Below are 26,387 nucleotides of genomic sequence, written 5' to 3'. Positions count from 1 at the left end.
CACCACCTTTTACACATTAAATGATCTAAATATCTTTCTAACATTCTCTTTTGTTAAAGCGTTGGATTCTTTCAATTCACTATCTAAATTAAGAGCATGTAAAAAAGCGTGAAAACCATCCGTTTTCCGCTTCTCTGGATCAATCTTTGCATATTCGATATTCCCATTGTTTTTATTATCCTTGAAAGTGTTCCATACATACCAACGCATTAATAAGTCATCACCAAATACTAACTTTCCATTAATAAATAAATCATCAACAAGTGGTGATAATTTTGAATGCGTAATATGTCCCCTTCTTACAATTTCGACTTCAAAACCCGCTTCTTCAAGTACAGGTCCTAATACACTTGCACGATGCGAGTCCATACAAATCTTTTTGATTCTATATTTCTTAGCCATTTCTAAGAACCAATTTTTAACCCGGTGTGGATCAATAGATTTTTCAGTTCGAATAATGGTACATAATTCTTTTGCTTCCGCTTCTCGGATAACATCCATATTTATATCTTGAATATCTAGTGCAACTTGATTAATAAAGGAATGATGTAACCAATATCGTTTATTATCTTTTTTAAATAATAGACCCATTCCACAAAAATCTCGTACTTGCGCGAAATCCACAGCACCAATACATTCACATCCAGATAAATCTGGTATAGATTGATTTGTTCTCTCTAATTCATCCCAGGTACAAACTGTTTCTAAGATATTTGAAATCGGGATATTCATACGCTTTGTCATAAATTCGACTCGTAATTTCGAATTACGTTGCATCTTTTGATATTCCCGTTTCATTTTTATCTTTAACTCATCATTGTATGGTAAAGAAGGATTCGCTTTCTCCCAATTTGCCGGATCATCAACCTCATCTTCACTGTCTAACTTACAAATGAATGGTAAAAAATGAATATCTTCAATCTCACCAGATAAAATTAATTTTGCTGTTTCTTTTAAATCATCAAGTGGCCCACCTCTTACGTGTCCATCTGTTGTGGTATAAATGATTCGGGAACCTCTTACTTTACCTTGACCACTTGTATAAACATTGATATTATCGTAATTTTCGTATTCATGTGCCTCATCAAAAATTACACATCCAGTACGTTTACCGTCTTTTGTCCGAGAGTTGGAAGTATTATAATTCATCACTGAATTTGTTTTTTTATGTTGAATTTCTTCTAATGTCCATTTAAAAATTTTTTTAAACTTCTCTTTAAAAGATGGCGTATTTATAACATTATATACATCAGTAAATGTTCGCTTCGCTTGATCTTCACTGGTTGCAACTACATCAATATCGTAATTATTAATACCATGATGTCCAGTCATCATATAAAAAGAATCATATGCCATATAACCTGTTTTACCGCCACCACGACCCATTAATATTAAAACTTCATCAAATACAATACGATCATCTTTTTTGAAGCGCACGCCATACATCAATGCATTTAAAAACTTTTGCCATGGGAATAATTCAAACGGAAAATATTTAGCGGGAACATTAATAGAATCCTCTGCTGCTTTAGCATTGAAGTAGATGTCGTCTCGGCTTAATATTTTTCGAACATATTTCATTAATAATTTTTGTTCTTTACATGATTTGATTTGACCACTTTCTACCATACTCATATATTCATCGATATATGGATGATATGTTACCGATTGCTTAGACATCATCGTCATCATTACTTCCATCGTATACAGGTTCTTTTAAACCAAGCACTTTTAATAAGTCCGTCATACGTTTATTGGTTTCACGAAATTCTTTCGTAGCTGGATTAGCTTTCATTCCCTTTTGGCTTTCACTATTCTGCCATTCAATCATTGGTCCATTCTTTTTAATTTCTCTCGCTAATTTGTTTTTCGTATCGAACAATGTTATGTAATCGTCAACAAGGTCAACATAGTGCATACCATTCAAATTAGCATTTTCCAATTGTTGTAATAAATCTTGTTTGATTTGTGCTTTCTTTGATAGTTTTTGCACATGTACCCCCCCTCTTAATTTGATATCTCAAAAAATATTTTTTCTCATCTCCTCCCCCCGTTGAATGGTCCTCCAAATAAAAACCAAAACTTTTGACCGGGGGGTGTTTAAGAAACTAACTCAAAATACCTTTCAATAAAATCCAAAATAAAAAAGACTTCTTCACTAGAAATCTTTAAAATATCTTTTGTAAATATTAAATTCTCTTCTTCTTGTAATCTTTCTCTTACATCAGTAAGCTTAAGTCTCTTACACTTCCTTGGGTTCACACAGTCTCTTATCTGACAGTAACGCCAGTAAGAATACCTTCGAAACTGATTAAGCATGTCGCGCTCATACGATGTGCGCTCGTCCTTCTCAGCATATTGAATCATTAAGTCAGTATCGAATGTCCAGCTACCATCCACAATTATCATAGCTACCACCGTTCCTCATTAACGAACTTAGGTTTACTATTGTTAATCATCTTGTCCTTACCATCAGCAATGTTATGGTGACGTACACAAATGTATTCAAGGTTATCTAATTCCAACGCAAGATGTGGATGAGTCTTAACCGGTTTGATATGGTTCACATCCATCTTCGTCTTACGTCCACGCTTATCAAGTGTGTCCCGTGTTGTTACCTTTCCTTCCTGTTTGCAATGCTCACATTCATTCTTAGCTCGTTGGATTGCTTTTAATCTTAAGGCTCTCCACTCTTTAGACTTATAGAACTTCATAAGTTTATCTTCTTTTATAAGTTGGATAAGGTAATCTGTTCTCATTATCTCACCCCCTAATCTAACTCAACATCTTGTAAATCCGTCCAATAAACTTCACCGACATTATCGCTCACGCGCACTGATACGCCATGTTCACTTTCCGTTGCGTCAATTATTTCAATGGTACGTGTAATTGTGCCAGTCTGACCGATTAAATCTGGTCTTGATTTAGCACCGTTTTCTATATCATCAACTAACTTTGAAATCTCTTTATGCAGCTTCTCCCCATATAACATTACCTCACCCCTATTTAGATTCCTGTGTTTCTTTTAGCACTTTTAACTCCTCAACAATCCAAGATGTTTTCGGATAAGTTACTGGTGGTAAAGAGACATGCTTAGTAGTTTTAGTTACCTTATAATCCTTCCCGAGTTCATCTAATGCATCAATAATCTTTAACAGCTTTTCTTTATCTCCAATACGTGTCACATACATCTTCCTTCACCCCTTATTATTCTCTAACAAATCATCCATCAACTTATTGATTACACTTGTTATAGCTTCTTCTTTGTCTTCAAGTGTTGTACTCTCTTGTAATTCATCTAACAGTTTAATTACATCTGGTAACCTTTCTAAACCAGCATGCTGTTTGATTTTCTTCTTATTACGAAGACCACGAAGGATTATGCCAACAATCATTGCTTTCTCAAGCTTATTTAATTCCATCATTCACCCTCCTCGAAAATAAAAAGCAGCCCCTAAGGTATGCTCTTGTATAAATTCAGTATTCATTTGAAGACCGACTGTTTCCGCAGCTCACTTCAATTAACCATCAAAGGGTACAAATGAACAAGGTCTTTCTCAAATCGTTATTCTGCTACATAACACGTTTACATTTCTGTACTCTTTTCATGACATATATGTTATTCATTTATTTTTACATATAAACTCCTGTCCCAAACTGTTAGTGCCTTATTGACATATCATAGTCATGTAAATCCTAAATAGAAAGAGGTAAAATTTCTATGCAACGTGATATTCGAAAAGCAGTTGAAGAACTGAAAAGTGCAGGAATGGAGGATTTTTTACATCAGGACCCCTGTCAATTTGATTGTAATGAGGATTGTTCTTCAAAAGAAAGCTGTAAATGCCCGAAAACCAAATGTGCTTGTGTAAAGAAATGGACGTTTGTATCAAAATGTACTCGTGTAAAGAAATGGACATTTGTATCAAGATGTACTCGTGTACGAGTGAAAAAATGGACATTTGTATCAAAACGTATTCGCGAAAAAAAATGTACGTATGTTACAAAGCGTGTTCGCGTGAGAAAGCGTAAATGTGTTAAAAAATGTATTCGCTTTGAGAAAGAATGCTACTGGACAAAAAGATGTATCTGCAAAAAAAACATAACCTTCCATTGCGATAATAATCAATCTAATAATCGTTCAGATTATCCTGACTGATTTTTTACGAAATAATTCGGTGAGACTCATCTCATACCATGATATATGCATGTATAGTACTTTATTGTTTAAAATATCCATTATGTCATGGATATTTTAAACAGTGTATATCCTTTAACTACCTCACACAATATTTCTAAAAAAAGTGCTTTATGAAATTAACACACTTTCTGTTAATTATTTTCGCTCTTATCATACTTATAATTGTGTGATTCGCTTATTAATAGAAAAAAGAGCATCATTGGATGCTCTTTTTTCTCAACGGTATCATTCAACCGCTACCATCTGCTGGTTTCGGATTTTATGTGCCGTCATTATGAACCGTTTGGAATTTCAGAAACAACATAGCGAGTTGTGTTTTCCGCCACTTCTCACAATACAAATATAACATGTTAAAAACCAAAACGTATTCGCAAATAGTTCACGAATAGTTCGCGTTTTTTATTTCTGCATTTTTTCGCATCGTTTTGATTAAATAGGTACTTTAATCCTTGAAAATGAATTAGCTATAATCTGGATTGTGTTGAGTTAACCTATCCTATTTTTTCCTAGAGCTATCAAGCTTTCTAGCATTTCATCAAAATGAATTTGACACTTTCAGTTTAAAGCTAATTCAATAATTGATAAAAAAATAAAAGAATTAGATTCTAAATTTCCTTTGATAATCATTTAATGTATCTTGTTGGATTCCTATATATCTTAAAGTCTCTTTCTGATCTGTATGATTTAACATTTGTTGTAAGGCAACCACATCTTTAAACTGTTTATAATGATGGTACCCATATGTCTTTCTAAGCGAATGAGTTCCAATACGTTCTAATCCAAATTCTTGTGCTGCCTGATTCAATATGACATATGCCATCGATCTTGTAATAGGCCTGTTCTTTCCATTCCTACTTTTAATGAGAAATTCATTCTTCGGTTTTCCTTTTGTATAATCCCTTAATGCCTTCTTTAAATCAGAAGGCATCTTCACATCTTTAATCTTATTAGTTTTCTTTTCACGAATAAATATGTTCCACCCTTCAACATCATGTACTCGCAAACGTAGAATATCTGAAATGCGTAATCCTGTATTAATGCCAAGAAGGAACAGAATATAATTACGTTCATTCTGCTCCTTAAAATATTCTTTTAGTTCTTTAATCATTTCTTTATCTCGAATCGGCTGTACAATGTTCATACACTTTGCCCCTCTTTTTGTTTACGTGTTTTTAGATATACCTCTTTCTTTAGATTGAAAGCTAAACGTAATATCGCACGTCCTTTTAACTTATAATACTTTGTTTTACCTATACCTAAATCCATCCAGATATCGGGATCATATCCAATATCGTCTTCCATATAAAACTTTACGATGACCTCTCGTTCATCATCTCTTAGGCGATTCACAGCATCATACAACCAACTCATAAATTCATTTCTTTCTTGTTCATACTCAATTCTTTCAATTGCAATATTTTCAGTTGAACTATTAAACTCGTTTGTAGTTGATGGAGGAACAATAGAATATGATGGTGTCACTTTTGGCAGCATATCACATGGCATTGTTGCTAAATATGTACGATACTCGTTGAATACTTTTTCAATTTCTTGTTTTGTTCTTTTCCCATCCACGATTGGCATTTTAAATGATAATTGTTTATTCATATTAGATTCCTCCATTATTATTATTTTTGTCTTACTGCTCCACGTCTGCGTTCATAACGTGGTCCATGAACTCCCATTAACTCTTCAATTTCACGAGTGCTAAATTTCTCTTTTCGTTTTTTCTTCTTTTTCTTCTTTGTTTGATTCGATTGCTTTTTCCATTCACGTAACTGATCCTTTAACCCCTTCATTTCCCCATCTCCCTTTTCAAAATAAAAAGGACACCTATTCCTAAAACAGCTTTAATTGCTGCTTTAATGAATTGGTGTCCTCTAGTTTTCTAGCCGGACTATATTCTGTTTGTTTTACTTTAAAAGGATTATTTTGTTGAGTTTTTCTTTATTTTTAGAAACTCAATACTACTATAAGGAATTAAAGTTCCATTACATTCAATAGCACCTTTCTTGGTATAATCCACTTTCTTCATTCGTTCCCACGCTTTTTGCATTTCCTGTTCAGTGTCAAATATCCATCCTAAACTTCTTCCGCTTTTAAGATTAATCTCAATCATTTCCCTCTACCCCCTGAATAAAACTTAATAATCCGTCAATACTGTAGATAACGCGGTGATCTTTTCTCCAATTTCCTTACTCGAGCAGTTAACTTTTGTTAGCTGCTTTTTTATTGAACTGAATAAAATCCAATATTCCGTTAATACTAATTACAAGCTGTTTTCCCCAAAGCAGTCCATTTCTCCAGTATTTGTGAGAGCAGTTAGTTATGATAACTGCTCTTTTTAATTTTCATTACATAAACTTAGAAATTCCGTCCATACTATATGATACTCCTTAGATTCGTGTATGTAATTTTCTCATTGCAGTTAGCTTTTGCTAGCTGCTTTTTTATTTCGTTCCTGCTCTTGCTTCTTAAAGAATTCTTTAACTGCGTTTTCCCAATAAGTGCACATTATCCATTCCTCCTCGAATAAATTTCTAAACCTTGTCCATACTATAAATACACTTGAGTTCTGAACTTCCTTCTTAATGCTTTTCTGGAGAGCAGTTAGCTTTTGCTAGCTGCTCTTTTATTCAATCCTGAATAAAACTCTAACTTTTACACATACTATAACCATCCTACAGATTTTTGTAGGAGACCCCATGAATGGAGCAGTTAGCTTTTGCTAGCCGCTCTTTTTTATTGAACTAATAATAAAATTTAGGTCTTATTCCTTTTCTACATCATATACTTTTAACCTAATCATCCAGCTCAAAGTGTTACCTCCTATCTTAAAGAGCACTGATGCATGGTGCTCTTTTTTAGTTTCCTTATTTCTATAAAATGAAGTTTTTGTTCGAAATTACTTATACCAGCATTCGTTTATATACCAAGCTCTATGCCACGCATCGCCTAAGCTTTCTACAGCTTTGTTACGGTCGTTAGGATCAACTGGTAAGCAATATACTTTTGCATTATCTGGATCACTTTCTTCATCTTCAATTTCGATTTGAGTAACTTTTAAATGGAATTACTCAATTCCGTTACTGAAAACATCACCTACAGCAATATGCCAACCACTTGTTTCTAACTCTTCAACATATTTCATCTTTCATTCTCCTTTTCTATTAAAATATAATTTTCTCAACACTATATGCTGGAAATCAATTACCTTTTATGGTAACATATTGGTAATCCCATAAAGTTCTATTGTTCCATTAAAAAGGACCCATACCCCTTTTCGGGTCCTTTTTTAACGTTTTCTAATAAAACAGCGTTTTTATAACAAACCTCTATGCTAAGAGCAACTGTTCCTTTTGCTTTTCTAAATCCACTATTCGCATTAGTAACGCTAGCGCAACGCATTCATTACTCGTTTCATATTTTTGTAGTAATATAATTAGTCCTTTCTTATAACTTGAGCTCGTCCCTTTTGTTTTATAAATAGGATCATATTCTATATTTTTTCATTATCATTTATAATTTATTTTTGAAAAATTTTTTATTTTATCGAGAGGTGGTTGCGAAAACAACCACCTTTTACTTATGACAAATTGTATAAAATGATTTTTAATTTATTTCAAACATAATAAGCAAAAATTTGAAATATAACTGGTTTACATGCAATTTAAGAAATGCGAAATAACAATAAACGAGCTGCTACACTGGTAGCTCCTGAAATTGTTCCTCCTATTGAAATTGTATGTCCACTAAGGTTAAATAAACTAATTGTTGTACCAGCTGGAATTTGACCAGTTAAACCAAAACCTACGACCTCTTGCCCTGCTGACTGGGCATAATTTGCACCATCTAATGCTGGGACAGGAATGCCATTAAGCCCTATACCGACAGCAAATGGTCCTGTTTGAGTCTCTGCAGGCATTAAAGAACCTATACAATAATAATTACCTGGAACTAAAACTGTAAAAGTATCAGTACCATTAAATATTACACTATCAAGCTCTAGCACCGGTGCAGTAAACTGAATGGCCACTAAATTGTCTACTGTCTGCGCTGTACTTGTCATAGCACTAGCACTCGCGACTGCTAATCCCCCTGTTGCTCCCGTTGAGCCCGTTGAACCCATCGGCCCTGTTGCTCCCGTTGGCCCCGTCACTCCCGTTGCTCCTGTTGCTCCCGTTGCTCCCGTTGCTCCTGTTGTTCCCGTTGAACCCGTTGCTCCTGTTACTCCCGTTGCCCCTGTTACTCCTGTTGAACCTGTTACTCCTGTTGAACCTGTTGCTCCTGTTGCTCCCGTTACTCCCGTTGCCCCTGTTGCTCCTGTTGCTCCTGTTGCTCCTGTTGCTCCTGTTGCTCCCGTTACTCCCGTTGCCCCTGTTGCTCCTGTTGCTCCTGTTGCTCCCGTTACTCCCGTTGCTCCTGTTGAACCTGTTGCTCCTGTTGCTCCTGTTGCTCCTGTTGCTCCTGTTGCTCCTGTTGCTCCTGTTGCTCCCGTTGCTCCTGTTGCTCCCGTTGCTCCTGTTGCTCCTGTTGCTCCCGTTGCTCCTGTTGCTCCTGTTGCTCCCGTTGCTCCTGTTGCTCCCGTTGCTCCCGTTGCTCCCGTCGGCCCCGTTGGTAATGTAAATGAGGGTACAGGCGGTAGAGTTGGACCAACCAAGTTGGGATCGAATGCTTTAGCACTTATAATTTCATTATGTTTTAAGCCTTTCTTATTCTCCATCAATACACCTCCTAAATACGTTTATCATTTTTAATAAATGCTTAATAAACAAAAATGATACAATTTCAAATAAAAACTAACAAACGAATTGAGTACTAAATGAAAATCTCATTACCTTCATTAAAAATTGAATAGTTATTATTTCTTCTTCATCCCCCTGAAGCTCAACAGTTAATTTTTACTAATTGCTCTTTTTTCTACAAAATAAATGTTTTATTTTAATCTTCCTCCTTACTACTTGAGCAGTTAGTTTCGCTAGCTGCTCTTATATATTGGATGACAATAAAACATTGTTCTTTTTTTACAACATATAATTTTAATCCAGACATTTCGTTCACTGAGTTACCTCCTTTCCTAAAAAACACTTGTGCATGGTGCTCTTTTCTTATTATTTTGATTTGCAAAATAAAATTTTTATCAGGCTTTTCCCGCATAACATCTACAATTTTGTTCATTCTATAACTGTAACTTCTAAGTTACAAAACATTGTGGTAATGTTTTTGTTGGACAAGGAAGCAGTTAGCTTTTGCTAGCTGCTTTTCTGTGTACATACACTTTTGGTTAGTTAACACATATATTTAATGTGAGATCCTACTTATTCATAACCCGTTGGAAAAATTCAAAATTTATTAATGAACGCTCATTAAAACTCTATAGACTGTTCACTCCTCTAAAGAGCACTTGCGAAAGTGCTCTTTTTATACGGAATAGCATTTTCTTTAAATTCATTTCATAAATTGTTTAGAGCCCTATAGTTCCAAGTGCTTAGGGTACTCCCGTCAAACTCTTAGTGCCAATTGACACTGTTAAACAGTGTCCTTTTTTACATACAACTTACATTTTTAGTAAGTTCATTTTGTTCTCATAATTAGTTACCTCCTATCTTTGGAGCATCGTAAACGAGTGCTCTCTTTTATATTGGTTTCATCAACGAAACATTTTTGTCATACCTTAGTATTGAAAAGGTATTCAAACTTCATTTCATAAATTCTTGGTCAAAGAGCACTTATATACGGTGCTCTTTTTATCTCCTTTTGTTACAAAATAAAATTCAGGTTACTTCTCCCCACATAACATTTCCAATTCCGTTTATACTATAGCTGTAACTTTAAGTTACGTATCTGTACTTGTAGGGCCTAGTTTCTTTTGTACAACAAGTGGTTAGCTAGTTAAGCTGACCGCTTTGTTGTGTCAAATAACTATTTTGTTTAAAAATGATTAATTAATTCCAACTGAACATTACTTAGTAATCTATCAGATATCTCGATATAACCAGGATTCAATTCAATACCAATAAAATTCCTATTATGCTTTGCAGCGACACGACCAACTGTTCCTGAACCGAAGAACGGATCCATAACAATTCCTTCAGCTGGCGCTCCAGCTAATATACACGGTTCAATTAATGCTTCCGGAAATGTAGCAAAATGCGCTTCCTTCAATGGTTTTGTTGATACTGTCCATACCGACCTTTTATTTCTTTTATCTCGAATTGCTCTAAATGCTTCATGACCATATTTTCCGTTAAAAGAACCTTTCTCTTTGCTTGTTCTTTTTGCTCTTTGTGGTGGACCAAATGCACCTTCCGAACCTCGCACATCTTGTTGCCCATAAACTGCTGGTTCCTTAATACTTTCATGATCGTAATAGTATTTAGGTGACTTACTTAACAAGAAAATATATTCGTGTGACTTGGTAGGTCTATCCCTTACACTCTCTGGCATCGCATTTGGCTTGTTCCAAACGATATCTTGTCTTAAATACCAACCATCTTGCTGTAATGCGAAAGCTACTCGCCAAGGTAAACCAATCAAATCCTTTGGTTTTAATCCATCTACTGATTTTGTGACTGAAACAATTCCAGTAACTTGGCCAACACTTTGAAAATGATTGTTACCTGGATTTCCTTTCCCGTCTGCATTTCTTCCACGCCCACTTCCAGCGTATGCATCACCAAGGTTTAGCCAAAGTGTTCCGTCATCCCTTAGTACACGCTTTACTTCTCTAAATACAGATACAAGATTTGATACATATTCTTCTACCGTTGCCTCTAATCCAATCTGGCCATCTACCCCGTAATCACGTAATCCCCAATATGGAGGACTCGTGACCACGGTACTCACAAAATTATCCGGAAAAGTTTTTAGTACGTCTAAACAATGTCCTGGATAAACTTTATTTAGCTCCATTCCTGTCCTCCCCTTTCTATCCAATAACGTTTTTGATTATAGTAATGATTCTTTTGCTATTCGATTCACATCTTTGACAATGGCATTATCTAATCCATTTGTTATTCCTTTTATCAGTTTTAACGACTCTTCGTATTTTTCGTTACGCATTTCATACTCTTTACATGCCTTTGATGTTTGCTCTAAATTCCACAAAGCATTTAAACGATAATTATTTATGTCATAAGCTAGGCTTAGTAATTCATTTAAATCAGATAAACCAACCTCTACCACCGTCTCACCATTCTCAAAACGAGATTTTCCATTAGAGAGTTTTTCTTTGATTAAATCAATCTTTGCTTCCATTTACTCTACCTCGCTACACTGTATTTTCTGCCAAATAACTATTTTGTAATATTCCTTGCACTTTTAAATGAGACAAGCATATGTTGTAGTATGGTGTTTCATTACTCATATACACCTCCTTTTTTTTAGAGTACATATTCGATATGTACTCTTTTTGCATTACTATAAAATAACGCTTTTGTTTAATTTTCAACTACTTTTGCATCTAGGAGCCACTTTCTGAAAATCGTTAAGTTTTCACCTGTAATTGACTTTGAAGAAGGTGTTCTATAATAAGCAAACATACCTTTAACTCCTAAAAAGATTCGTTTTCTTTTTCCTTTTTGCAATACCGTACCAACTTTCATTGTGTGTAAGTCAGCTAACATTAAAGTCATTTCTTCCCCTCCGTTTTTCTACAAAATTCAAATTTTGTCTTACTTTACATCGACACGTGCTTGACTTGCTTCTCGACTAAAACCAACCTGATACCTTTTAGCTAATTTTGCAATATTCATTTGAGCGATATCTTCTAAGGTATACCCCATTTCGTGGGCCATAATGGAGAGATAGTACAAGATGTCCCCCAACTCTAAAGCTAATTTATGGGTATTCCCGTTCTCCTCTCCTAAACAATGAGCCGGATCAAATCCATGGCCATGGAAAATAGCTTTTTTTACAATATCAGCAACCTCACCAGATTCCCCTGAAAGTCCTAATGCTGCATTTAAAACACGTCCACCAAAATCCTGATTTGTATTCCATGTACGTAATGCCGCTTCTTGATATTGATCTAATTCACAAATTTGATTGTTGTTCATTAAGGCTTGTCCTTCCTTTGATTTACTCATTAATTTAGTTGCTTCTAATACACCATTTTCCATCATGTTCATTTTGATTTCTCCTTCCTATTTAGCAAATCCCTAATCCTATCGGACGATTTTCAATTAAATACTTATCAGCTTGATCTATTACAAGAAGCGCAACTTCCACTTGGTGTCTCCTTAACGCTTTGGCCATCTTCGGTAAGCTCATACCTTGACTCCACATTTCACGAAAACGTACTACATCTCTTTCATCCCAAATGAAGTTAGCTTCTTCTAAAGCGATGTATATTTTTAAACGTGATTCCTTCATCGCTTCATGATTTCTTGCTACACTCATAAGCGAACCTACTTTCTAAAAATGATTATTTTATCTTTTCAGTAAACTTAGTATCCACACGATCAACTTTACCGTTTACCCAAACCGCAACTTGCTCACCGAATCCGCTCATTGGTGGATTTACCGCTGTGACATTTCCATCCTTCACTATTAAAAGTTTGTTGCTGCTAACATCAATTTCTATTTTTTTCATATGTCCCTCTCCCTTTTACTACTGCATGTACTCGACAACATCAGGTTTAAATCCACTCCCTAGGTAAACCCGTACCGGAATTATTTCTTTTTTATCCCTTGCTGCCTTACACAATTCTTCAGCTGTCTCCCAATTACATGAACTATCAATTGATCTCCCATATCGCCAAATTGCCATTGCATACTGTTCAAATAATTCATAACGTTCATCTGGTTTCGTTTTGCGTGGTAACTCATCCGTACACTTTGCATTCTTTGGAACTTGGACGCGTACATCAGCATATGTATTGCGTCCAGTTCCTTTCTTAACATTGGCCTTCATTACATCAAACTGACAAATCTCCGGTTCTACATCGAAAATATTTAGTTGTTTAGCCATGTGCGATTCCACTCTTTTCAAGAATGCCCAGCAACTCACTTGCACCTTCCTTACTTAAAAACATCCGACCATTTAGCAACTCTATGTTTGATTCAGAAACTTCACCCGTTACAAAGCACGACTTATCCTGTTTTCTTAAAACAATGTTTTCCCCTTCAACATGAAAGCCTAATGCTGTACCTTCAGTAATTCCTAAAGTTCTGCGTAACTCTACTGGAATTACTACACGCCCTAGCTCGTCCACTTTTCTTGCAACACCTGTGTTTTTCATTTCTCGCTCCCTCTTGTTAACTTACTTTTTGTTGTTGATTCCGTTGCAATTCTTGTTTCATTGATTCAAATTTGATTAACCATGCTTGCCAACGCTTATCGTTTTCTTCTTGCTGTTGCTTTGCTAATTCACAGTTACATCCTTCTGTTATAGTTACACCTGGATAAGTTTCTTTACGAATAATTCCTGTATCATGACATAATGCACACATGCTTATTCCTCCTTTTTAAAGTTACGCAAACTGTAATTTTCACCGTACATTTTCAATACTTGAGTATCTTCCATAATCCGACTAAACTCACGTTCTCCGTACATTCCAGCTAACTCCATAACTCTAAAGTTTGTTGTAAATAAGTTTGTTCTGCCTAGCCTACGCTCAAGAATATCCTTTGTTTTCGTTTTCTTCCAAGTAACTCCCTCAGCATCTTTTTCCGTGAACTCGGCTCCAAAGTCATCTAATACAAGTACATCCACATTTGCGAGAATAGACATTAGCTTGTCCTCTGTTAATTCGCTATTTTTGTTCCATGTAGATGTAATTTTTGTGAAGAGTGCATTCATTTCAATGAACATTGCACTGTAGCCTTTTCTCATAATTTCTTTTGTAGCTGCTACACATAAATGACTCTTTCCGACTCTATAGTCACCTGTAATTACAATACTTTCTGACTTGTTAGGATCAAAGTTTTTAGCAAAATCCATCATTACTTCTTTAGCCTTTGCTAATTCTTTTGTAGGCGGTTCATAGCTATCAAATGTTGTTTGCTTCAACTTAGGATTTATAAGACTGTTATCTGAAAACGAATCGTATAAATGAATAATTTCGTTCTTCTTCTTAATGGCCAATGTTTCTTTTGCAAGTTGCTGGTCCTCTTGCTCTACCGATCTACATTGTGGACAAAACTCTTCATTCGTTTTTGTATCTATAAGTAAGCGTTTATTACAAACGTCTTTAATTTTGTCTTTCCCGACCAAGAAAACATTTGTACATCTATTAGGAGACAACACATAACTTTGAGCAAATTTACTCAAAATCGTATTTTTCGATGAAGCTACTGTTTTTCCTAACGCTTGCATTGTTTTTCTCTCCTTTTTTACCTTTGTTTTTAAACTCTATTTCTGCTGCATTAACATCAGCTAAAGTACGAATGTTTTTATTAACCCACTGTTTTAAAATCCCCTCAGCATAATTCCATTTCTTCTGCTGTTTCAAAGCACGCTCCATAGCTGCTTGTACAAGTTCTTCGCTAGTATCGTTTACCCATTGCGAAATACTTTCGGCTATGAATGAATTTAAAATACCGAAATTATTTTCGTAGAAAGAGAAGATGCTACTACTACTTTGTATATTAGTATTTTGTTTATTAGTACTTAGTTCTTTAGTACTTAGTAGCTTGGGATTTTCCACCGGTGGTTTTTCCACTGGTGGCTTTACCTCTGGTGGAATCTCCACTGGTGGCTTTTCCGCCACTGGGTCATTTTGCGGAACTTCATATATGATTGTTTCCCACTTAATAATTTTGTTGTTATCATCTCTCACCGGAAATCTTTTAAGATACCCATATTCCTTTAGTTCTTTCATTCCAGCTCTTAAACTATCTAGCCCGTCCTTTGCATGCCTAGATAATTCTTCTCTATAAAAAACCCAATCATCAGGAAGTGTAAGAATATACGCTAAAATCCCTTTTGCTTTCCAACTTAATCTTTTATCTTTAAGACCTGTATTATTTATTGTCGTGTAGTTCTTATCTTTATTAACTCGAAAAGTAGCCATTCATTTACCTCCTTGTACAGACTGCCACATATGCTTGTCCACTTTTAATAATCCGTTGAATTTCATAATGCGGATAACCTACATTGAAATACTGCTCAATCATCTTCTTTAAGTCATCCTTGCTCTCTGTTAAGTCCCAGAACTTATTAGGTAATAGCACTTGATATTCAATTAAATCCATGTACTATTTCCCTACTTTCCGTGATATACTTATAACAATTGTTTTTTCTTAAAGGACCCATTGCCGTGGGTCTTTTTATTTTGCTTTACGTCACTCCAAGCCCATCTTTTTATCGGTTCGTAAGTAATGTAAAGTAACAACGAGCTACACGCGATAAATATTGCGAATATAACTAACGATGTTGTATCTTCCACTAGATCACCTCCTTTTGTGTTTCAAGCCAAGCTTCTAAATCCTTTTGTAGGAAAAGTAGTTTGCGCCCATCTCTAATCGCTGGAAACTGTGGATGTTTTGCCAATTCATACATTCGACAAACAGCGATATTGAGATAAGCAGCTGCTTCTTTCACCCTCATTACCTTGTTTGGTTGTGATTTTTGTTGGAACTGTGCTAAAGCAGCTTGAATTTCCTCTCGAACAACTTCACGGATTGATTCTTTAATAATTTGATCTAATCCCATTTTCCTTCTACTCCTTTTGAAATCCCTGAATTTTATTAAAGATATATAATCATACCAATCTCGGTGGCCATGCATTTATGCATGATATCGCTTCATTGAAGTCTTTCTGTAAGATGTTGCACAACTTATAATTGATTCATTTTTTCCCTCCTACACAAATTAACTACAGGTTAACTTATTTTTTTAAAAAAAGGACAACCTATAGTTAACTTTGTTCTAACAATTCATCAGTTGCCACATTATATAATGTTGATAGTTTACCTAATTTTTCTAAACTCGGTTGCCTTTTTCCTTGTTCCATATAACAATAACCACTTTTAGAACAACTTAGATATTCAGCTACAAATTGTTGTGTATAACCGAGTGATATCCTTAATTCTTTCACGCGTTCTACATTAAGTTTTGTCATTAGCATCACCCTTGTTTCTTTCGATGTCTTCATAATAACAACTTGTTAACTACAAGTCAACAAGTTTGTGTAAAAAAATCTTTTCAAAAAAACTAAGTTGTCTCAGAGTCAACTTTTCTGTTATATTTTATATATCAGGTAATACTAAGGTAATAAAAAGGGGATTTTTATGGAGAATATAATTGGGAAAAGAATCAAAGAGATAAGAATGTCGCTCGGGTATACGCAGCAACAATTTGCAGATAGCGTGGATATTAGTAAACCTATGGTATCTTATATCGAATCAGGTAAAAAGACTCCATCTAGGGAAACCGTTTCAAAAATTTCCAATTTAGCAAACATATCAACCGACTACATTATGGGTTTATCAGATAATAAAACTAGCGAAGAACCTTCAGCATCAGATGTTATGTTAGAACTAAAGTATTATATAGATCGAGTAGAAACATTCGATGATGAAACGAAAGAATTTGCTATTAAAAAGATAAAAGCATTAATTTCTGGATTAGACATAGAAGAAAATAAATAGTAAGGATGATTGATAGCTATAGCTAACAATCATCCTTTTTTCTTTAGCATAACCATTTCACATTCATCTAAAAGATTGTCAATCTCCTTCAACATTAAAGTTGCTCCCTCATCTCCTTTTTTAGCCATATCAATTAACAATTGAATACCTTGTTTACAATCCTCCATTTTAAATTCCCCATCCTTTTTCTTTATAGTAATTTGTGAATTGTTCACATAGTTTCGATTTCTCTATTTTTAGATAAAAACCGAACGCCCCTTAAAAACACGAAATGCGACCATCCTTTTTAGGACAATCGCATTTCTATTGATTATATAGTAGAACCTTAAAGGCCGCCTCCGCCTGGTTCGTTTGAATACAAAATAATATTTTCATAGCTCGCTGCCTCTTGTTTCGGCTCTTCAACTTTTTTATCTACTGAGAAAACAAACACTCCAGCGATTGCTAAAAATGATAAAAGGATTGGTATTTTTTTCAATAAATCCACCTCTTTCTACAAAGATAATTATACCATTTTTTTAAAAATCACCCAAGTATAATTTAGGTAAATTTGCATAGAAAAGACTCTTCTTTTGCAAAAACATCATATAGGATTTTTCTATTAACGATTTATCGTTTCTAGCTAACCCCATATAACAAGTTTGGAATTCGTTTAATGCGCCGTTTTCTTTTTCAATTTCTAATAAATACATTTCTGCTTGTTCCTTGTTCCCTTTTTGTAATTCTAAATAGACATGACCATCCTTATCTAATCCAGAATACACTTCTTTTATGTCCTGGTAATGATGAATTTTCAAAAAGATTATGGTACTCTTAATTCGTCTCATTTTTCTTTCGATATCTTTATCCCCAGTAAACATTTCATCACTTAGAACTGATAAGCTTTTTTCTAAAAACATTTTCGCCTTTGAATAATCTTCAAATATATATGATTCTCCCATGTTGTAATAGGAGTTAGCTTTTTGCATAAAAAAACTGCTGTTTCCGTCACACATGTCCATTAATTCAATACATGTTAATCTAGCTTTCCTCACTTCGTTCTGCATCATATAAGTGACAATCAACACTTCTTTTATTCTGACTAAAAAACTATTATAAATAAATTTATTCTTTATTTCTTTTACATTTTTTTTAGCGATACTAATACGCTTAAATAATTTTTTATATTCTTTCGTTTGATATAACGTTTGGCATAAAAGAATATCAATTAGTACTTTCATTTCCCATGATAAAACATGACTTTTGCACTCTTCTAATTCGTCATAAAAATCCTCAGGGCTATATTCTTCTACATCCTTACAGTGTTTAAAGACAATTTCGTATATTTTCGCGAATTCCCGATTAATTTCAGTATTAGAACTTTTCTCAATATCAATTATTACTTTCAAAGAATCGAATTCTCTTCGGAATGCAGCGTATTCTAAAGCTTCTCTTCTGTTCTCGGGTTTTGCATACATTAAATAATCTGATATTATGTCATCTTTTAATGTAACATACGGTTTCTTGTAAATCTTCATAATTATTTTAATCAAATAATTAAAACTAATTTCAGTTTTCCCGCTCAAAATACTAGATACTGTACTTTTAGCAATCCCTAAATAAGAAGCTAATTCATTGTTTGTAATTTTTAATGCAAATAAATCGTCATTTATTTTTCTTAATAATTCTGTCATTACCTGGTCTTTTTCCCTACTTACTAGAATATTATCCACTATTTTGTCCCCCTTATTGGACAAAAAGACACGTTACCCTAGATTTCTTACCTTTACAGGAAAACGTGTCATTATATCTAGGTTATATGTTATAATTATGGATGAGACTTATGACAGATGTTTTCCCTACTCGCATTAGGGAGGACGGTGTAAGAGTGCAGCCAACACTACTTACACAGTCATGGGTCTTTTTTGCGTCCATTTATTTTATTATTTTCATAATAACACAAATTTCCCAAAATTCGGTCATACAGTAATCTGATAATTATTGAGAAAGTTCAAAAAACGCTATATATCAACGTTCTTCGCATTCAATGGAATAGAATATGCAATTTTGCATTTCGTATTTTAAAGTACCATATGCATATGATACTCTCTTTTTTTCTGCAATAAAAAAAGAGCCATTAGGCTCCTATGTATTACACTCCGTTCCTGGATTTAAACTTATTTTCCATCCCCCTGGGTCCTTTATATAATTTGTCATTTAGGTATTCTCCCCCTTGTTATATACCCGTGCCTGGGTCTAAACTTATATCCCATCCACCGCCGCCTGGATCAGAAATCATTTTCCACCCTGTACCAGGTTCTTGATTGTGTTTCCAACCACCACCCGGTTCATTATGCCACCCTACACCAGGATTAGTTACTTTATGTCCGCCTGGATCATTTGGGAATTTTCTCATAGTCTTACATCCCCCTTTATCTAATTCTATTAATATCTTACTATTATTTAACATTGGATGACAATCATATCCTATAACTGAATTTGTTTATATATGGTAGAATATATCCATCGCTGATATGTCCAAACATGTAATTTTCATAGCAGCAAAATTACAACTAGACTTATACAACATGATTCAAAACAAAATGAAGGAGTGTTTTAAGTGAAAGGACATATTCGAAAAAGAGGAAATAAATATTGCATCGTTATTGATATCGGGGCTGATCCGGAGACAGGAAAAAGAAGACAAAAGTGGTTCTCTGGATATAAGACAAAAAAAGAAGCTGAAAAAGATGTAGCGAAAAAGATTACGGAGTTGAATGAAGGGACTTTTATCGAACCGTCTAAAATTACTCTAAAGGACTATTTGTTAGAGTGGTTAAAAGTAAAAGAAATGGAAGTCGACAAAAGTACGTATGGTGGTTACGAATGTATTGTTTTAAAGCATCTTATTCCTGCGCTTGGAAAAAACAACCTTAATAAACTGAATGTGATACAGATTCAACAATTTTATAGAAATTTAACTGAAAAATTATCTAACAGTAGAATCATATTGATTCATAGGATTTTAAACACTGCATTAAATCAAGCTGTTGCACAAAATTTAATCATCACAAATCCTGCTAGATTTGCAGCGAAACCCAAAAAAGAAGGCACCTCTATCCAAACTTGGACAGAGGAAGAAGTAAAAACTTTTTTGTTACATTCACAAAACTCACGATATCATACTGGCTATATTCTGGCAATAACAACAGGAATGAGGCTAGGTGAAGTTTTAGGGCTACGTTGGCAAGATGTTGATTTCGATAACCACACAGTTACAATTAATCAAACATTAGGTCATGATAATAAAATTAAACAAAGCGCTAAATCAAATTCTTCTAAACGCACTTTACCTATACCGATAGAAACTATAAATGCCTTAAAGGAACACCACCTATTTATAAAAAAAGAAAAATTGAGATTTGGAAATGCATACAGCGATTCTAATCTGATTGTTTGTACAATGAGTGGGAATTTTGTATACAGAGACTATTTCCGAAAATGTTACTATAAAATAATCCAAAAAGCTAACGTGCCAAAAATAAAATTCCATGATTTAAGGCATACACACGCAACTCTATTATTAAAGCAAGGTGTAAACCCGAAAATCGTTAGCGAAAGATTAGGACATTCAAATATATCTATGACATTAAGTATATATTCTCATGTTCTTCCGAATATGCAAGAGGATGCTGTTAAAAACTTCGCAAAAAACATTTTCGGATGACAATGTTTGCAATCCATATATACATAGTCTTCAAAACCTTTATATATCAAGGATTTAAAGGCTATGTATTACAATACCACGTAAATTACTTCTACCATCTGTCACTGAGGCCGCCAGTTTCCCTCCAACACTAAGATAATAATTTGATGAAGAGCTCTTTCTAAAAGAGCTCTTTTTTAACCTGAACGTACCATATACAAAATCCAACCTTAATCACTTAATTACTTATAAGAATCTAACTTGTAAAACGCATAATAATTATATTTATTTACTAGTATACAAGCCGTATCTCTTAGTAGAAGCACAGCATAATATACGATACAGGACAAAACTTTCAAAAAAACTTGTCTGAGTTAATTCTCAAAAAGGGGTGAATATAAATGCCTATCGTTAAACCTTTTATAGCTGGAAGACGATTTGTAAGTACAGCAGCAACAGGAACTGCTGCTGGAGCAGATTTAACTTTTGCTAACACAGACTTCACTGATGATACTGGTGCTGTAACAACATTCCCTGCTTCATATGCCTTTTTAACACTTTATATTAATGGTGTTATTCAAACAGGTGATACTATTACTGGTGTAACTACTACAGCTGCTACTATTGTAGGAGGAGCTGTCCTAGATGGAGGCACTCCTATCGCAATTGAATTTACTATAACGTAACTTTAGTTGTCTTTTTAGAGGTTTCATTAAAAGAAACCTCTAATTTTAAAAGTTCATATCAATTTTAGTAGCAACTACATAATACAGTGCATATACTAGATAGAATGATAGAAATTTATACTCACTCTCAAAAAGAGCACTTATCTATAGTGATCTTTTATATAGCGCAATAATTTTTCGTCTATTTGCTCTTGGAGAACCTACTAAGCAGTTAGCTAAATTAGCTAACTGCTTTTTCCATATAGTATTTATTATTATTCATAGCTTTATCCGTAATAGTAACGCTTATGCACTATCTACTATAAATTTTCATATATTGTATTATGCTTGTCCAAAATGTGAAGTTAATACTCACGAAATCTAAATACAAGAAAGGAGTGAAAATATGCGCTCATCCATTCGTAAATTCGCTAATTTTAATTGTGAAGCACAAGCATCTAGTACACTACCTGCCCTAGGTTTTGCCTTCAATGCTACTTCACCTCAATTTGCAACATTATTTACACCACTACTATTACCTAGTACAGGCCCAAATCCTAACATTACTGTCCCTGTAATCAATGATACAATTAGTACTGGAACTGGTATTAAAATTCAGGTAGCTGGTATTTATCAAATTAGCTATACATTAACGATTAGCCTTGATAACGTTCCAGTAGCCCCGGAAGCAGCACGCTTTTTCTTGACATTAAATTCATCGACTAATGTTATTGCAGGATCCGGAACCGCAGTCCGTTCTAATATTATCGGAACTGGTGAAGTCGATGTATCAAGTGGTGTCATTCTAATTAACTTAAACCCTGGTGATTTAATTCAAATTGTCCCCGTTGAAGTAATAGGTACAGTAGATATTCGTTCTGCAGCGTTAACAGTTGCGCAAATTCGTTAATAAAGTGAAACTTTAATGAGCCCTCACCAATCGGGCTTTTACGGGCAGTCCAGCCCCCACCTAACTTCTTTGCTTCCACTAAATTTTGAGGTGGGGGGTCTTACTGCCCGGCAAATAACAGGATAAAAACAAAAGACTTGGCTAATTAACATTTAATATGTTCCTTATACACAATATCTTTTTATAGATTTTACACACATTTATATCAAACAAGCATATTTTATTGTATGACTATATAGTCATACAAATCTAAAGCGTTCATAAAAGCACACTTATATGTGTGCTTTATTTTTAATTAAAACCTACAACATTCTCACACAATATCCATATATTATCTTGATTCCTCTCTAAATATATGGTTTGTCTCAGAGCGCTTTTAACAGTGCTCTTTTTATTTAAATTCCAATTTTTAAGGTTCGATTTTATGATTTACGTTATACACATGCTACGCTACTTTTGAAACAAGGTATACATCCAAAGACTGTAAGTGAACACTTCAGTTATAAACATATGTTCATAACATTAAATCGCTATTCACATGTTTTGCCTGGAATGCAGGAGGATACTGTTAAAACATGTAGTGAAAAACTATTTGAATAGTAATATTTATAAATATAAAAAATGCGGTTTCTCCTCTCAAGAGAAACCGCAACATATCAATGCTTTTACTATATTTTAAACTGACTCGTATACAAATCAAAATAGAATCCTTTATCTTTCATAAGAGATTCGTGATCCCCTCTTTCTAAAATTCTTCCATCCTTTATAACAAGGATTTGATCTGCTTTTTCAATTGTTTTAAGTCGATGAGCGATCACAAAACTTGTGCGACCTCTCATTAAATTATTTAGTCCTGCTTGTATTTGTAATTCTGTTCTTGTGTCAATATTAGATGTCGCTTCATCGAGAATTAATATATCTGCATCTGCTAAAATTGCTCGTGCAATCGCAAGAAGTTGTTTCTGTCCTTGACTTAAATTCGATCCTTCTGAAGCAATTTCTGTTTCATATTGATTTGGCAAATGCTTAATAAAAGTATGTGCAGATGCTGCCTTAGCCGCAGTGATGACTTCTTCATCAGTAGCATCTAAGCGTCCATAACGGATATTATCCATAATCGAACCAGCAAATAAATACGTATCCTGTAAAACTACTCCTATTTTACTTCGTAAAGAATTAATATCATAATCTTTTATATCTTTTTCATCAATATGAATTTGTCCTTGCTGTATATCATAAAAGCGAGTTAACAAATTAATGATTGTTGTTTTCCCTGATCCAGTCGGACCAACTAAAGCAATTGTCTCTCCTGGCTGCGCTTTAAGACTCACTTCTTTTAAAATCGTTTTATTCTCTGCATAGCCAAATGAAACATTCTCAAGTGCAACATGCCCTTGTAAATTTTGTACAACAAATGCGTCTTTTTTATTTTGAATTTCTGGTACCTCATCCATAATCTCAAAAACACGTTCTCCACCAGCAACTGCCGCTTGAATTGTATTCATTAAAGTCGCAAATTGACTTAACGGTCTTGAGAATTGACGAGAATAATTAATAAAAGCTGCAATAACACCTACTGTTGTCATTCCGTTTAAGACCATAACTGATCCAGTCCCAATGACAAGCCCCATACCTAAGTTATTAATAAAGTTCATACTTGGAAAAATAAAAGCTGAAAATGTATCAGCCTTCGTAGCTGAAACTCTTAGCTGTTCATTAATTTTATTGAAATTTTGTACAGTTTCTTTTTCTTTTCCGTACAACGTCGTAACATCCGCACCTGTAATTGCTTCCTCAATAAATCCATTTAATTCACCTAAATCTTTTTGACGCTTCGCAAAGTTTTTACCACTATATGCAACTAGTTTTTTTGTAACGTAAAACATAATAGGTACTGTAATTAAAGTTACAATTGCTAAAATCCAATTTAAAGCGAACATCGCAATCGTTACACCTATAAAAGTTAACGCTGATGAAATAATTTGTACAACACTTTGTGTCAAAGCTTGATTCAAATTATCTATATCATTTGTCACCCGGCTCATTAAATCACCTTGAGAACGCACATCAAAGAACCGTAAAGAAAGCGTTTGGATTTTCTCAAAAATATCTTGTCTTATTTTTTGAATTGTTTTTAATGCAACGTTAATCATGACAAATGTTTGTAACCATGTTAAAAGTACAGTTACACCGTAAATCGCGATAAGTAACATACACATTCTTGCTGTACCACTTAAATCTTTCGGTACAATATATTGATCTATAATGACTCCCATAAAATAGGGACCTAATAATCCAAGTAAAGTAGTAACAACGACTAGAAATATAACAAACATAAGAGCAGCTTTTTGATAGCCCATATAGTTCCATATCCGCATTACAGTTCCTTGAGCATTTTTAGCTTTCCCCATCTTTGGCGTGTTTCGTCCACCTTTATTAGCAAATTGCCCTTGAAAATTACGCATGTTCTTCCCCACCTTCTTTATGCAAATTACCACCTTGGGAAAGATAAATTTCCTGATAAACCTCACTTTGTTCTAATAATTGTTCATGTGTACCATTGCCAACTAATTCACCATTATCTAATACAAGTATTTTATCCGCATCCATTATGGAAGAAATTTTGGACGCAATTAATAAAGTCGTTGTGCCTTTATATTTTGTTTTTAAAGCTGTTTGAATAGTAGCCTCTGATTTCGCATCAACTGCTGATGTAGAATCATCTAATATGAGAATCGGTGGTTTTCTCACAAGTGCCCTTGCAATTGATAGACGTTGTTTTTGTCCACCTGATAAATTTGTCGCACCTTGTGTTAAATTATATTGATAAGATTCTCCCAGCTTATTGATAAACTCAGTCGCACAAGCTGATGCAGCTGCTACTTCCAGCTCATCATGTGTTGCATCTTCTTTACCATAACGTAAATTCTCTTCTATACTACCTGAGAACAACAAAGCCTTCTGAGGTACAAACCCTATTGAAGCACGGAGTTTTTGCAAATCATATGTTTTAACATCTATTCCATCTATACATATTTCACCTTGATCAACATCATATAGACGTGGTAACAGCTTCGCTAAGGTAGATTTACCACTTCCAGTCGATCCAATAATCCCTACTTTTTCACCTTTTTGTATGCTAAACGAAATATCTTTTAAAACGTATTCATTATTTTTCGTATAGCTATAACTAACATTTTTAAATTGAATATTCCCCTCGATTTTCTCAGGTTCGATCGCATTCGCTCCGCTTATAATATCAACCTCTGTATTTAACACTTGCTGTACACGATCCGCAGATGGAAAAGCTCGCGCAATTTGAATAAATACCATGCTAATCGACATAAGTGACATTAAAATGATATTCAAGTAATTAATAAATGCCAAAATCGCTCCTACTTGAAGCGTTCCATTGAATACTTTTTCTCCACCAATCCATAATGTTGCGACAATCCCGCCACTTACAACTAGCATAATGATTGGCATCATTAAAGAAATAAGCTGCACAGCTCGAATATTTATCTTCGTTAAATTTGTATTTACATTTCCAAATTGAGCGATTTCATATTTTTGTCTTACATACGCTTTTATAACACGCACACCAGATAAATTTTCTTGTAACTTTGTATTGACTTTGTCTAATGCCTCTTGCACCTTTTTAAATGTACCACTTGCTTTGCTTGCAATTAAAATAATCGCAAGTAATAAAATTGGAATAACTACAAGTAATATTGGAAATAACTCTCGCGCTGTTACAAAAACAATAATTATACTTCCAATAAACAACAGCGGACCACGAACGAGAACACGTAATGTCATTGTCATTGCCGATTGGATGGAAGTGATATCATTCGTCACAATCGTTAATAATTTACCTGTTCCAAATGAATCACGATTATTACTAGAAAATGTTTCTATTGTCGCAAACACATCTTTTCGTATGTCTGTAGCGAAATTAACAGCTGCTTTTGTAGAATACATCATACACCCAAGCCCTCCAACTAAACCGAGTGCTGCTGCTCCTATCATAAGAAGCCCCATTTTTATTACATAATTTAAATCCCGATTTGCAATCCCAACATCAATGATATGTTGCATAATAGTCGGTTGAATTAAGTCCATCGCAACCTCAAGTACCATAAATAGCGGTCCAATAATAGCGAAGAACATGTATGGTTTTAAATACTGTAATAACTTACGAAATGATTTCATACATAATCTCCTTTTCCTATGAAATTACCACTGAATAATTCATATCCCTCCTTATTTAAGCGATATTTTTTGCAATTTCTTCATTACTTCTATTATATTATGTAAATTAATATTTAACA

General features: G+C 34.3%; 38 protein-coding genes and 1 pseudogene. 5 read left to right on the top strand and 34 right to left on the bottom strand.

Annotated elements, in window-relative coordinates; genetic code table 11:
• Nucleotides 1-9: 9 nt before the first annotated feature.
• From CGQ22_RS08250 to CGQ22_RS08220, 7 genes are all read right to left on the bottom strand, one after another.
• Nucleotides 10-1,689, bottom strand: coding sequence for a terminase TerL endonuclease subunit (locus CGQ22_RS08250; RefSeq protein WP_254704106.1), 1,680 nt, complete (start codon nucleotides 1,687-1,689; stop codon nucleotides 10-12).
• On the bottom strand, nucleotides 1,673-1,993 hold the full coding sequence (locus CGQ22_RS08245; protein ID WP_001170969.1) for a P27 family phage terminase small subunit: 321 nt from the start codon (nucleotides 1,991-1,993) through the stop codon (nucleotides 1,673-1,675). The genes CGQ22_RS08250 and CGQ22_RS08245 overlap by 17 nt, the downstream gene beginning before the upstream one ends.
• Nucleotides 1,994-2,100: 107 nt before the next feature.
• The gene (locus CGQ22_RS08240) at nucleotides 2,101-2,409 is read right to left on the bottom strand and encodes a hypothetical protein (RefSeq protein WP_089148535.1); all 309 of its coding nucleotides are present in this window, start codon (nucleotides 2,407-2,409) and stop codon (nucleotides 2,101-2,103) included.
• A 2-nt stretch (nucleotides 2,410-2,411) separates the two neighbouring features.
• Nucleotides 2,412-2,759: a hypothetical protein gene (locus tag CGQ22_RS08235; protein WP_001258413.1), complete on the bottom strand. Its 348-nt coding sequence runs from the start codon at nucleotides 2,757-2,759 to the stop codon at nucleotides 2,412-2,414.
• 11 nt (nucleotides 2,760-2,770) lie between these two features.
• Complete coding sequence (locus tag CGQ22_RS08230; RefSeq protein WP_089148534.1) at nucleotides 2,771-2,992, bottom strand: hypothetical protein; 222 nt, start codon at nucleotides 2,990-2,992, stop codon at nucleotides 2,771-2,773.
• A gap of 10 nt (nucleotides 2,993-3,002) precedes the next feature.
• Complete coding sequence (locus tag CGQ22_RS08225; RefSeq protein WP_089148533.1) at nucleotides 3,003-3,191, bottom strand: hypothetical protein; 189 nt, start codon at nucleotides 3,189-3,191, stop codon at nucleotides 3,003-3,005.
• Nucleotides 3,192-3,197: 6 nt separating this feature from the next.
• The gene (locus CGQ22_RS08220; RefSeq protein ID WP_089148532.1) at nucleotides 3,198-3,422 is read right to left on the bottom strand and encodes a hypothetical protein; all 225 of its coding nucleotides are present in this window, start codon (nucleotides 3,420-3,422) and stop codon (nucleotides 3,198-3,200) included.
• A 299-nt stretch (nucleotides 3,423-3,721) separates the two neighbouring features.
• Here CGQ22_RS08220 and CGQ22_RS08215 point away from each other — a divergent pair.
• Nucleotides 3,722-4,099: pseudogene (locus tag CGQ22_RS08215) on the top strand (CotG/ExsB N-terminal domain-containing protein); the annotation flags it as partial.
• A 700-nt stretch (nucleotides 4,100-4,799) separates the two neighbouring features.
• On the opposite strand, the gene CGQ22_RS08210 reads toward CGQ22_RS08215, so the two are convergent.
• The 21 genes from CGQ22_RS08210 to CGQ22_RS08100 form a co-directional block, all read right to left on the bottom strand.
• The gene (locus tag CGQ22_RS08210) at nucleotides 4,800-5,342 is read right to left on the bottom strand and encodes a tyrosine-type recombinase/integrase (protein WP_089148530.1); all 543 of its coding nucleotides are present in this window, start codon (nucleotides 5,340-5,342) and stop codon (nucleotides 4,800-4,802) included.
• On the bottom strand, nucleotides 5,339-5,809 hold the full coding sequence (locus tag CGQ22_RS08205) for an ArpU family phage packaging/lysis transcriptional regulator (RefSeq protein ID WP_089148529.1): 471 nt from the start codon (nucleotides 5,807-5,809) through the stop codon (nucleotides 5,339-5,341). Before CGQ22_RS08205 ends, CGQ22_RS08210 begins: the two co-directional genes overlap by 4 nt.
• A 20-nt stretch (nucleotides 5,810-5,829) precedes the next feature.
• Nucleotides 5,830-6,000 (bottom strand): hypothetical protein, encoded by a 171-nt coding sequence (locus CGQ22_RS31910; RefSeq protein ID WP_089148528.1) that lies wholly within the window; start codon nucleotides 5,998-6,000, stop codon nucleotides 5,830-5,832.
• 128 nt (nucleotides 6,001-6,128) lie between these two features.
• Complete coding sequence (locus CGQ22_RS08195) at nucleotides 6,129-6,320, bottom strand: hypothetical protein (RefSeq protein WP_089148527.1); 192 nt, start codon at nucleotides 6,318-6,320, stop codon at nucleotides 6,129-6,131.
• A gap of 1,551 nt (nucleotides 6,321-7,871) precedes the next feature.
• Nucleotides 7,872-8,924, bottom strand: a complete 1,053-nt coding sequence (locus CGQ22_RS32680; protein ID WP_175423361.1) for an exosporium leader peptide-containing protein — start codon at nucleotides 8,922-8,924, stop codon at nucleotides 7,872-7,874.
• A 218-nt stretch (nucleotides 8,925-9,142) separates the two neighbouring features.
• Nucleotides 9,143-9,379, bottom strand: a complete 237-nt coding sequence (locus tag CGQ22_RS08175) for a hypothetical protein (protein ID WP_089148524.1) — start codon at nucleotides 9,377-9,379, stop codon at nucleotides 9,143-9,145.
• Between the two features lie 753 nt (nucleotides 9,380-10,132).
• Entirely contained in the window at nucleotides 10,133-11,113 is a 981-nt protein-coding gene (locus CGQ22_RS08170) for a DNA-methyltransferase (RefSeq protein ID WP_089148523.1), read from the bottom strand.
• Between the two features lie 36 nt (nucleotides 11,114-11,149).
• On the bottom strand, nucleotides 11,150-11,458 hold the full coding sequence (locus tag CGQ22_RS08165; RefSeq protein WP_089148522.1) for a hypothetical protein: 309 nt from the start codon (nucleotides 11,456-11,458) through the stop codon (nucleotides 11,150-11,152).
• 182 nt (nucleotides 11,459-11,640) lie between these two features.
• The gene (locus CGQ22_RS08160) at nucleotides 11,641-11,835 is read right to left on the bottom strand and encodes a hypothetical protein (protein ID WP_089148521.1); all 195 of its coding nucleotides are present in this window, start codon (nucleotides 11,833-11,835) and stop codon (nucleotides 11,641-11,643) included.
• Between the two features lie 39 nt (nucleotides 11,836-11,874).
• Nucleotides 11,875-12,330, bottom strand: a complete 456-nt coding sequence (locus tag CGQ22_RS08155; protein WP_089148520.1) for a nucleoside triphosphate pyrophosphohydrolase family protein — start codon at nucleotides 12,328-12,330, stop codon at nucleotides 11,875-11,877.
• A gap of 19 nt (nucleotides 12,331-12,349) precedes the next feature.
• On the bottom strand, nucleotides 12,350-12,601 hold the full coding sequence (locus CGQ22_RS08150; RefSeq protein ID WP_089148519.1) for a helix-turn-helix domain containing protein: 252 nt from the start codon (nucleotides 12,599-12,601) through the stop codon (nucleotides 12,350-12,352).
• 25 nt (nucleotides 12,602-12,626) lie between these two features.
• Complete coding sequence (locus tag CGQ22_RS08145; protein WP_000717826.1) at nucleotides 12,627-12,794, bottom strand: DUF3954 domain-containing protein; 168 nt, start codon at nucleotides 12,792-12,794, stop codon at nucleotides 12,627-12,629.
• An 18-nt stretch (nucleotides 12,795-12,812) separates the two neighbouring features.
• Nucleotides 12,813-13,172, bottom strand: coding sequence for a cell division protein SepF (locus CGQ22_RS08140; RefSeq protein WP_089148518.1), 360 nt, complete (start codon nucleotides 13,170-13,172; stop codon nucleotides 12,813-12,815).
• A complete protein-coding gene (locus CGQ22_RS08135) occupies nucleotides 13,165-13,443 on the bottom strand; it encodes an AbrB/MazE/SpoVT family DNA-binding domain-containing protein (RefSeq protein WP_089148517.1) in 279 nt (92 codons plus the stop codon). Before CGQ22_RS08135 ends, CGQ22_RS08140 begins: the two co-directional genes overlap by 8 nt.
• Nucleotides 13,444-13,459: 16 nt before the next feature.
• The gene (locus CGQ22_RS08130; RefSeq protein WP_089148516.1) at nucleotides 13,460-13,654 is read right to left on the bottom strand and encodes a hypothetical protein; all 195 of its coding nucleotides are present in this window, start codon (nucleotides 13,652-13,654) and stop codon (nucleotides 13,460-13,462) included.
• Nucleotides 13,655-13,656: 2 nt separating this feature from the next.
• The gene (locus tag CGQ22_RS08125; protein WP_089148515.1) at nucleotides 13,657-14,520 is read right to left on the bottom strand and encodes an ATP-binding protein; all 864 of its coding nucleotides are present in this window, start codon (nucleotides 14,518-14,520) and stop codon (nucleotides 13,657-13,659) included.
• Complete coding sequence (locus tag CGQ22_RS08120; RefSeq protein WP_089148514.1) at nucleotides 14,468-15,217, bottom strand: DnaD domain protein; 750 nt, start codon at nucleotides 15,215-15,217, stop codon at nucleotides 14,468-14,470. The genes CGQ22_RS08125 and CGQ22_RS08120 overlap by 53 nt, the downstream gene beginning before the upstream one ends.
• A gap of 4 nt (nucleotides 15,218-15,221) precedes the next feature.
• Complete coding sequence (locus CGQ22_RS31905) at nucleotides 15,222-15,398, bottom strand: hypothetical protein (protein WP_044797974.1); 177 nt, start codon at nucleotides 15,396-15,398, stop codon at nucleotides 15,222-15,224.
• Between the two features lie 29 nt (nucleotides 15,399-15,427).
• Complete coding sequence (locus CGQ22_RS31900; protein ID WP_000390297.1) at nucleotides 15,428-15,592, bottom strand: hypothetical protein; 165 nt, start codon at nucleotides 15,590-15,592, stop codon at nucleotides 15,428-15,430.
• Entirely contained in the window at nucleotides 15,592-15,858 is a 267-nt protein-coding gene (locus CGQ22_RS08105) for a helix-turn-helix domain-containing protein (RefSeq protein ID WP_089148513.1), read from the bottom strand. The genes CGQ22_RS31900 and CGQ22_RS08105 overlap by 1 nt, the downstream gene beginning before the upstream one ends.
• 205 nt (nucleotides 15,859-16,063) lie before the next feature.
• Nucleotides 16,064-16,267: a helix-turn-helix domain-containing protein gene (locus CGQ22_RS08100; protein ID WP_044797971.1), complete on the bottom strand. Its 204-nt coding sequence runs from the start codon at nucleotides 16,265-16,267 to the stop codon at nucleotides 16,064-16,066.
• Nucleotides 16,268-16,436: 169 nt separating this feature from the next.
• Here CGQ22_RS08100 and CGQ22_RS08095 point away from each other — a divergent pair, with 169 nt between their 5' ends.
• On the top strand, nucleotides 16,437-16,796 hold the full coding sequence (locus CGQ22_RS08095) for a helix-turn-helix domain-containing protein (RefSeq protein ID WP_000427704.1): 360 nt from the start codon (nucleotides 16,437-16,439) through the stop codon (nucleotides 16,794-16,796).
• Nucleotides 16,797-16,825: 29 nt separating this feature from the next.
• On the opposite strand, the gene CGQ22_RS31895 is transcribed toward CGQ22_RS08095, so the two are convergent.
• The 4 genes from CGQ22_RS31895 to CGQ22_RS08085 form a co-directional block, all read right to left on the bottom strand.
• Nucleotides 16,826-16,963, bottom strand: coding sequence for a hypothetical protein (locus CGQ22_RS31895; protein WP_175423360.1), 138 nt, complete (start codon nucleotides 16,961-16,963; stop codon nucleotides 16,826-16,828).
• A gap of 158 nt (nucleotides 16,964-17,121) precedes the next feature.
• A complete protein-coding gene (locus CGQ22_RS31890; protein ID WP_000723681.1) occupies nucleotides 17,122-17,274 on the bottom strand; it encodes a hypothetical protein in 153 nt (50 codons plus the stop codon).
• A 40-nt stretch (nucleotides 17,275-17,314) separates the two neighbouring features.
• Nucleotides 17,315-18,508 (bottom strand): AimR family lysis-lysogeny pheromone receptor, encoded by a 1,194-nt coding sequence (locus CGQ22_RS08090; protein ID WP_089148512.1) that lies wholly within the window; start codon nucleotides 18,506-18,508, stop codon nucleotides 17,315-17,317.
• 503 nt (nucleotides 18,509-19,011) lie between these two features.
• Complete coding sequence (locus CGQ22_RS08085; RefSeq protein WP_089148511.1) at nucleotides 19,012-19,191, bottom strand: hypothetical protein; 180 nt, start codon at nucleotides 19,189-19,191, stop codon at nucleotides 19,012-19,014.
• Nucleotides 19,192-19,395: 204 nt separating this feature from the next.
• On the opposite strand from CGQ22_RS08085, the gene CGQ22_RS08080 reads away from it, so the two are divergent.
• The 3 genes from CGQ22_RS08080 (at nucleotide 19,396) to exsF (ending at nucleotide 22,056) form a co-directional block, all read left to right on the top strand.
• Nucleotides 19,396-20,502: a site-specific integrase gene (locus tag CGQ22_RS08080; protein WP_089148510.1), complete on the top strand. Its 1,107-nt coding sequence runs from the start codon at nucleotides 19,396-19,398 to the stop codon at nucleotides 20,500-20,502.
• Between the two features lie 380 nt (nucleotides 20,503-20,882).
• Nucleotides 20,883-21,167 carry a DUF4183 domain-containing protein gene (locus CGQ22_RS08065; RefSeq protein WP_001123247.1) on the top strand — a complete coding sequence of 95 codons (285 nt, stop codon included), beginning with the start codon at nucleotides 20,883-20,885 and terminating at the stop codon, nucleotides 21,165-21,167.
• Nucleotides 21,168-21,552: 385 nt separating this feature from the next.
• Nucleotides 21,553-22,056 carry an exosporium protein ExsF gene (exsF, locus tag CGQ22_RS08060; protein ID WP_001257879.1) on the top strand — a complete coding sequence of 168 codons (504 nt, stop codon included), beginning with the start codon at nucleotides 21,553-21,555 and terminating at the stop codon, nucleotides 22,054-22,056.
• A gap of 668 nt (nucleotides 22,057-22,724) precedes the next feature.
• Here exsF and CGQ22_RS08050 read toward each other — a convergent pair.
• Nucleotides 22,725-24,521, bottom strand: a complete 1,797-nt coding sequence (locus tag CGQ22_RS08050) for an ABC transporter ATP-binding protein (RefSeq protein WP_001243553.1) — start codon at nucleotides 24,519-24,521, stop codon at nucleotides 22,725-22,727.
• A complete protein-coding gene (locus CGQ22_RS08045; RefSeq protein ID WP_000834795.1) occupies nucleotides 24,514-26,268 on the bottom strand; it encodes an ABC transporter ATP-binding protein in 1,755 nt (584 codons plus the stop codon). The genes CGQ22_RS08050 and CGQ22_RS08045 overlap by 8 nt, the downstream gene beginning before the upstream one ends.
• Between the last annotated feature and the right edge of the window lie 119 nt (nucleotides 26,269-26,387).

The organism is Bacillus sp. M13(2017), from assembly GCF_002218325.1.
GTDB classification, from domain to species: Bacteria; Bacillota; Bacilli; order Bacillales; family Bacillaceae_G; genus Bacillus_A; species Bacillus_A thuringiensis_K.
The sequence above is the reverse complement of the archived record's forward strand: the minus strand, read 5'-3'. Positions and strand labels throughout refer to the sequence as shown.

What these genes read in the sequence shown, in the direction of transcription:
- CGQ22_RS08250 (WP_254704106.1), bottom strand. Translation starts at nt 1,689, where the DNA reads ATGACGATGATGTCTAAGCAATCGGTAACATATCATCCATATATCGAT.
- CGQ22_RS08240 (WP_089148535.1), bottom strand. Translation starts at nt 2,409, where the DNA reads ATGATAATTGTGGATGGTAGCTGGACATTCGATACTGACTTAATGATT.
- CGQ22_RS08235 (WP_001258413.1), bottom strand. Translation starts at nt 2,759, where the DNA reads ATGAGAACAGATTACCTTATCCAACTTATAAAAGAAGATAAACTTATG.
- CGQ22_RS08230 (WP_089148534.1), bottom strand. Translation starts at nt 2,992, where the DNA reads ATGTTATATGGGGAGAAGCTGCATAAAGAGATTTCAAAGTTAGTTGAT.
- CGQ22_RS08225 (WP_089148533.1), bottom strand. Translation starts at nt 3,191, where the DNA reads ATGTATGTGACACGTATTGGAGATAAAGAAAAGCTGTTAAAGATTATT.
- CGQ22_RS08220 (WP_089148532.1), bottom strand. Translation starts at nt 3,422, where the DNA reads ATGGAATTAAATAAGCTTGAGAAAGCAATGATTGTTGGCATAATCCTT.
- CGQ22_RS08210 (WP_089148530.1), bottom strand. Translation starts at nt 5,342, where the DNA reads ATGAACATTGTACAGCCGATTCGAGATAAAGAAATGATTAAAGAACTA.
- CGQ22_RS08205 (WP_089148529.1), bottom strand. Translation starts at nt 5,809, where the DNA reads ATGAATAAACAATTATCATTTAAAATGCCAATCGTGGATGGGAAAAGA.
- CGQ22_RS31910 (WP_089148528.1), bottom strand. Translation starts at nt 6,000, where the DNA reads ATGAAGGGGTTAAAGGATCAGTTACGTGAATGGAAAAAGCAATCGAAT.
- CGQ22_RS08195 (WP_089148527.1), bottom strand. Translation starts at nt 6,320, where the DNA reads ATGATTGAGATTAATCTTAAAAGCGGAAGAAGTTTAGGATGGATATTT.
- CGQ22_RS32680 (WP_175423361.1), bottom strand. Translation starts at nt 8,924, where the DNA reads ATGGAGAATAAGAAAGGCTTAAAACATAATGAAATTATAAGTGCTAAA.
- CGQ22_RS08175 (WP_089148524.1), bottom strand. Translation starts at nt 9,379, where the DNA reads ATGAACAAAATTGTAGATGTTATGCGGGAAAAGCCTGATAAAAATTTT.
- CGQ22_RS08170 (WP_089148523.1), bottom strand. Translation starts at nt 11,113, where the DNA reads ATGGAGCTAAATAAAGTTTATCCAGGACATTGTTTAGACGTACTAAAA.
- CGQ22_RS08165 (WP_089148522.1), bottom strand. Translation starts at nt 11,458, where the DNA reads ATGGAAGCAAAGATTGATTTAATCAAAGAAAAACTCTCTAATGGAAAA.
- CGQ22_RS08160 (WP_089148521.1), bottom strand. Translation starts at nt 11,835, where the DNA reads ATGACTTTAATGTTAGCTGACTTACACACAATGAAAGTTGGTACGGTA.
- CGQ22_RS08155 (WP_089148520.1), bottom strand. Translation starts at nt 12,330, where the DNA reads ATGAACATGATGGAAAATGGTGTATTAGAAGCAACTAAATTAATGAGT.
- CGQ22_RS08150 (WP_089148519.1), bottom strand. Translation starts at nt 12,601, where the DNA reads ATGAGTGTAGCAAGAAATCATGAAGCGATGAAGGAATCACGTTTAAAA.
- CGQ22_RS08145 (WP_000717826.1), bottom strand. Translation starts at nt 12,794, where the DNA reads ATGAAAAAAATAGAAATTGATGTTAGCAGCAACAAACTTTTAATAGTG.
- CGQ22_RS08140 (WP_089148518.1), bottom strand. Translation starts at nt 13,172, where the DNA reads ATGGCTAAACAACTAAATATTTTCGATGTAGAACCGGAGATTTGTCAG.
- CGQ22_RS08135 (WP_089148517.1), bottom strand. Translation starts at nt 13,443, where the DNA reads ATGAAAAACACAGGTGTTGCAAGAAAAGTGGACGAGCTAGGGCGTGTA.
- CGQ22_RS08130 (WP_089148516.1), bottom strand. Translation starts at nt 13,654, where the DNA reads ATGTGTGCATTATGTCATGATACAGGAATTATTCGTAAAGAAACTTAT.
- CGQ22_RS08125 (WP_089148515.1), bottom strand. Translation starts at nt 14,520, where the DNA reads ATGCAAGCGTTAGGAAAAACAGTAGCTTCATCGAAAAATACGATTTTG.
- CGQ22_RS08120 (WP_089148514.1), bottom strand. Translation starts at nt 15,217, where the DNA reads ATGGCTACTTTTCGAGTTAATAAAGATAAGAACTACACGACAATAAAT.
- CGQ22_RS31905 (WP_044797974.1), bottom strand. Translation starts at nt 15,398, where the DNA reads ATGGATTTAATTGAATATCAAGTGCTATTACCTAATAAGTTCTGGGAC.
- CGQ22_RS08105 (WP_089148513.1), bottom strand. Translation starts at nt 15,858, where the DNA reads ATGGGATTAGATCAAATTATTAAAGAATCAATCCGTGAAGTTGTTCGA.
- CGQ22_RS08100 (WP_044797971.1), bottom strand. Translation starts at nt 16,267, where the DNA reads ATGACAAAACTTAATGTAGAACGCGTGAAAGAATTAAGGATATCACTC.
- CGQ22_RS08095 (WP_000427704.1), top strand. Translation starts at nt 16,437, where the DNA reads ATGGAGAATATAATTGGGAAAAGAATCAAAGAGATAAGAATGTCGCTC.
- CGQ22_RS31895 (WP_175423360.1), bottom strand. Translation starts at nt 16,963, where the DNA reads ATGGAGGATTGTAAACAAGGTATTCAATTGTTAATTGATATGGCTAAA.
- CGQ22_RS08085 (WP_089148511.1), bottom strand. Translation starts at nt 19,191, where the DNA reads ATGAGAAAATTCCCAAATGATCCAGGCGGACATAAAGTAACTAATCCT.
- CGQ22_RS08065 (WP_001123247.1), top strand. Translation starts at nt 20,883, where the DNA reads ATGCCTATCGTTAAACCTTTTATAGCTGGAAGACGATTTGTAAGTACA.
- exsF (WP_001257879.1), top strand. Translation starts at nt 21,553, where the DNA reads ATGCGCTCATCCATTCGTAAATTCGCTAATTTTAATTGTGAAGCACAA.
- CGQ22_RS08050 (WP_001243553.1), bottom strand. Translation starts at nt 24,521, where the DNA reads ATGCGTAATTTTCAAGGGCAATTTGCTAATAAAGGTGGACGAAACACG.
- CGQ22_RS08045 (WP_000834795.1), bottom strand. Translation starts at nt 26,268, where the DNA reads ATGAAATCATTTCGTAAGTTATTACAGTATTTAAAACCATACATGTTC.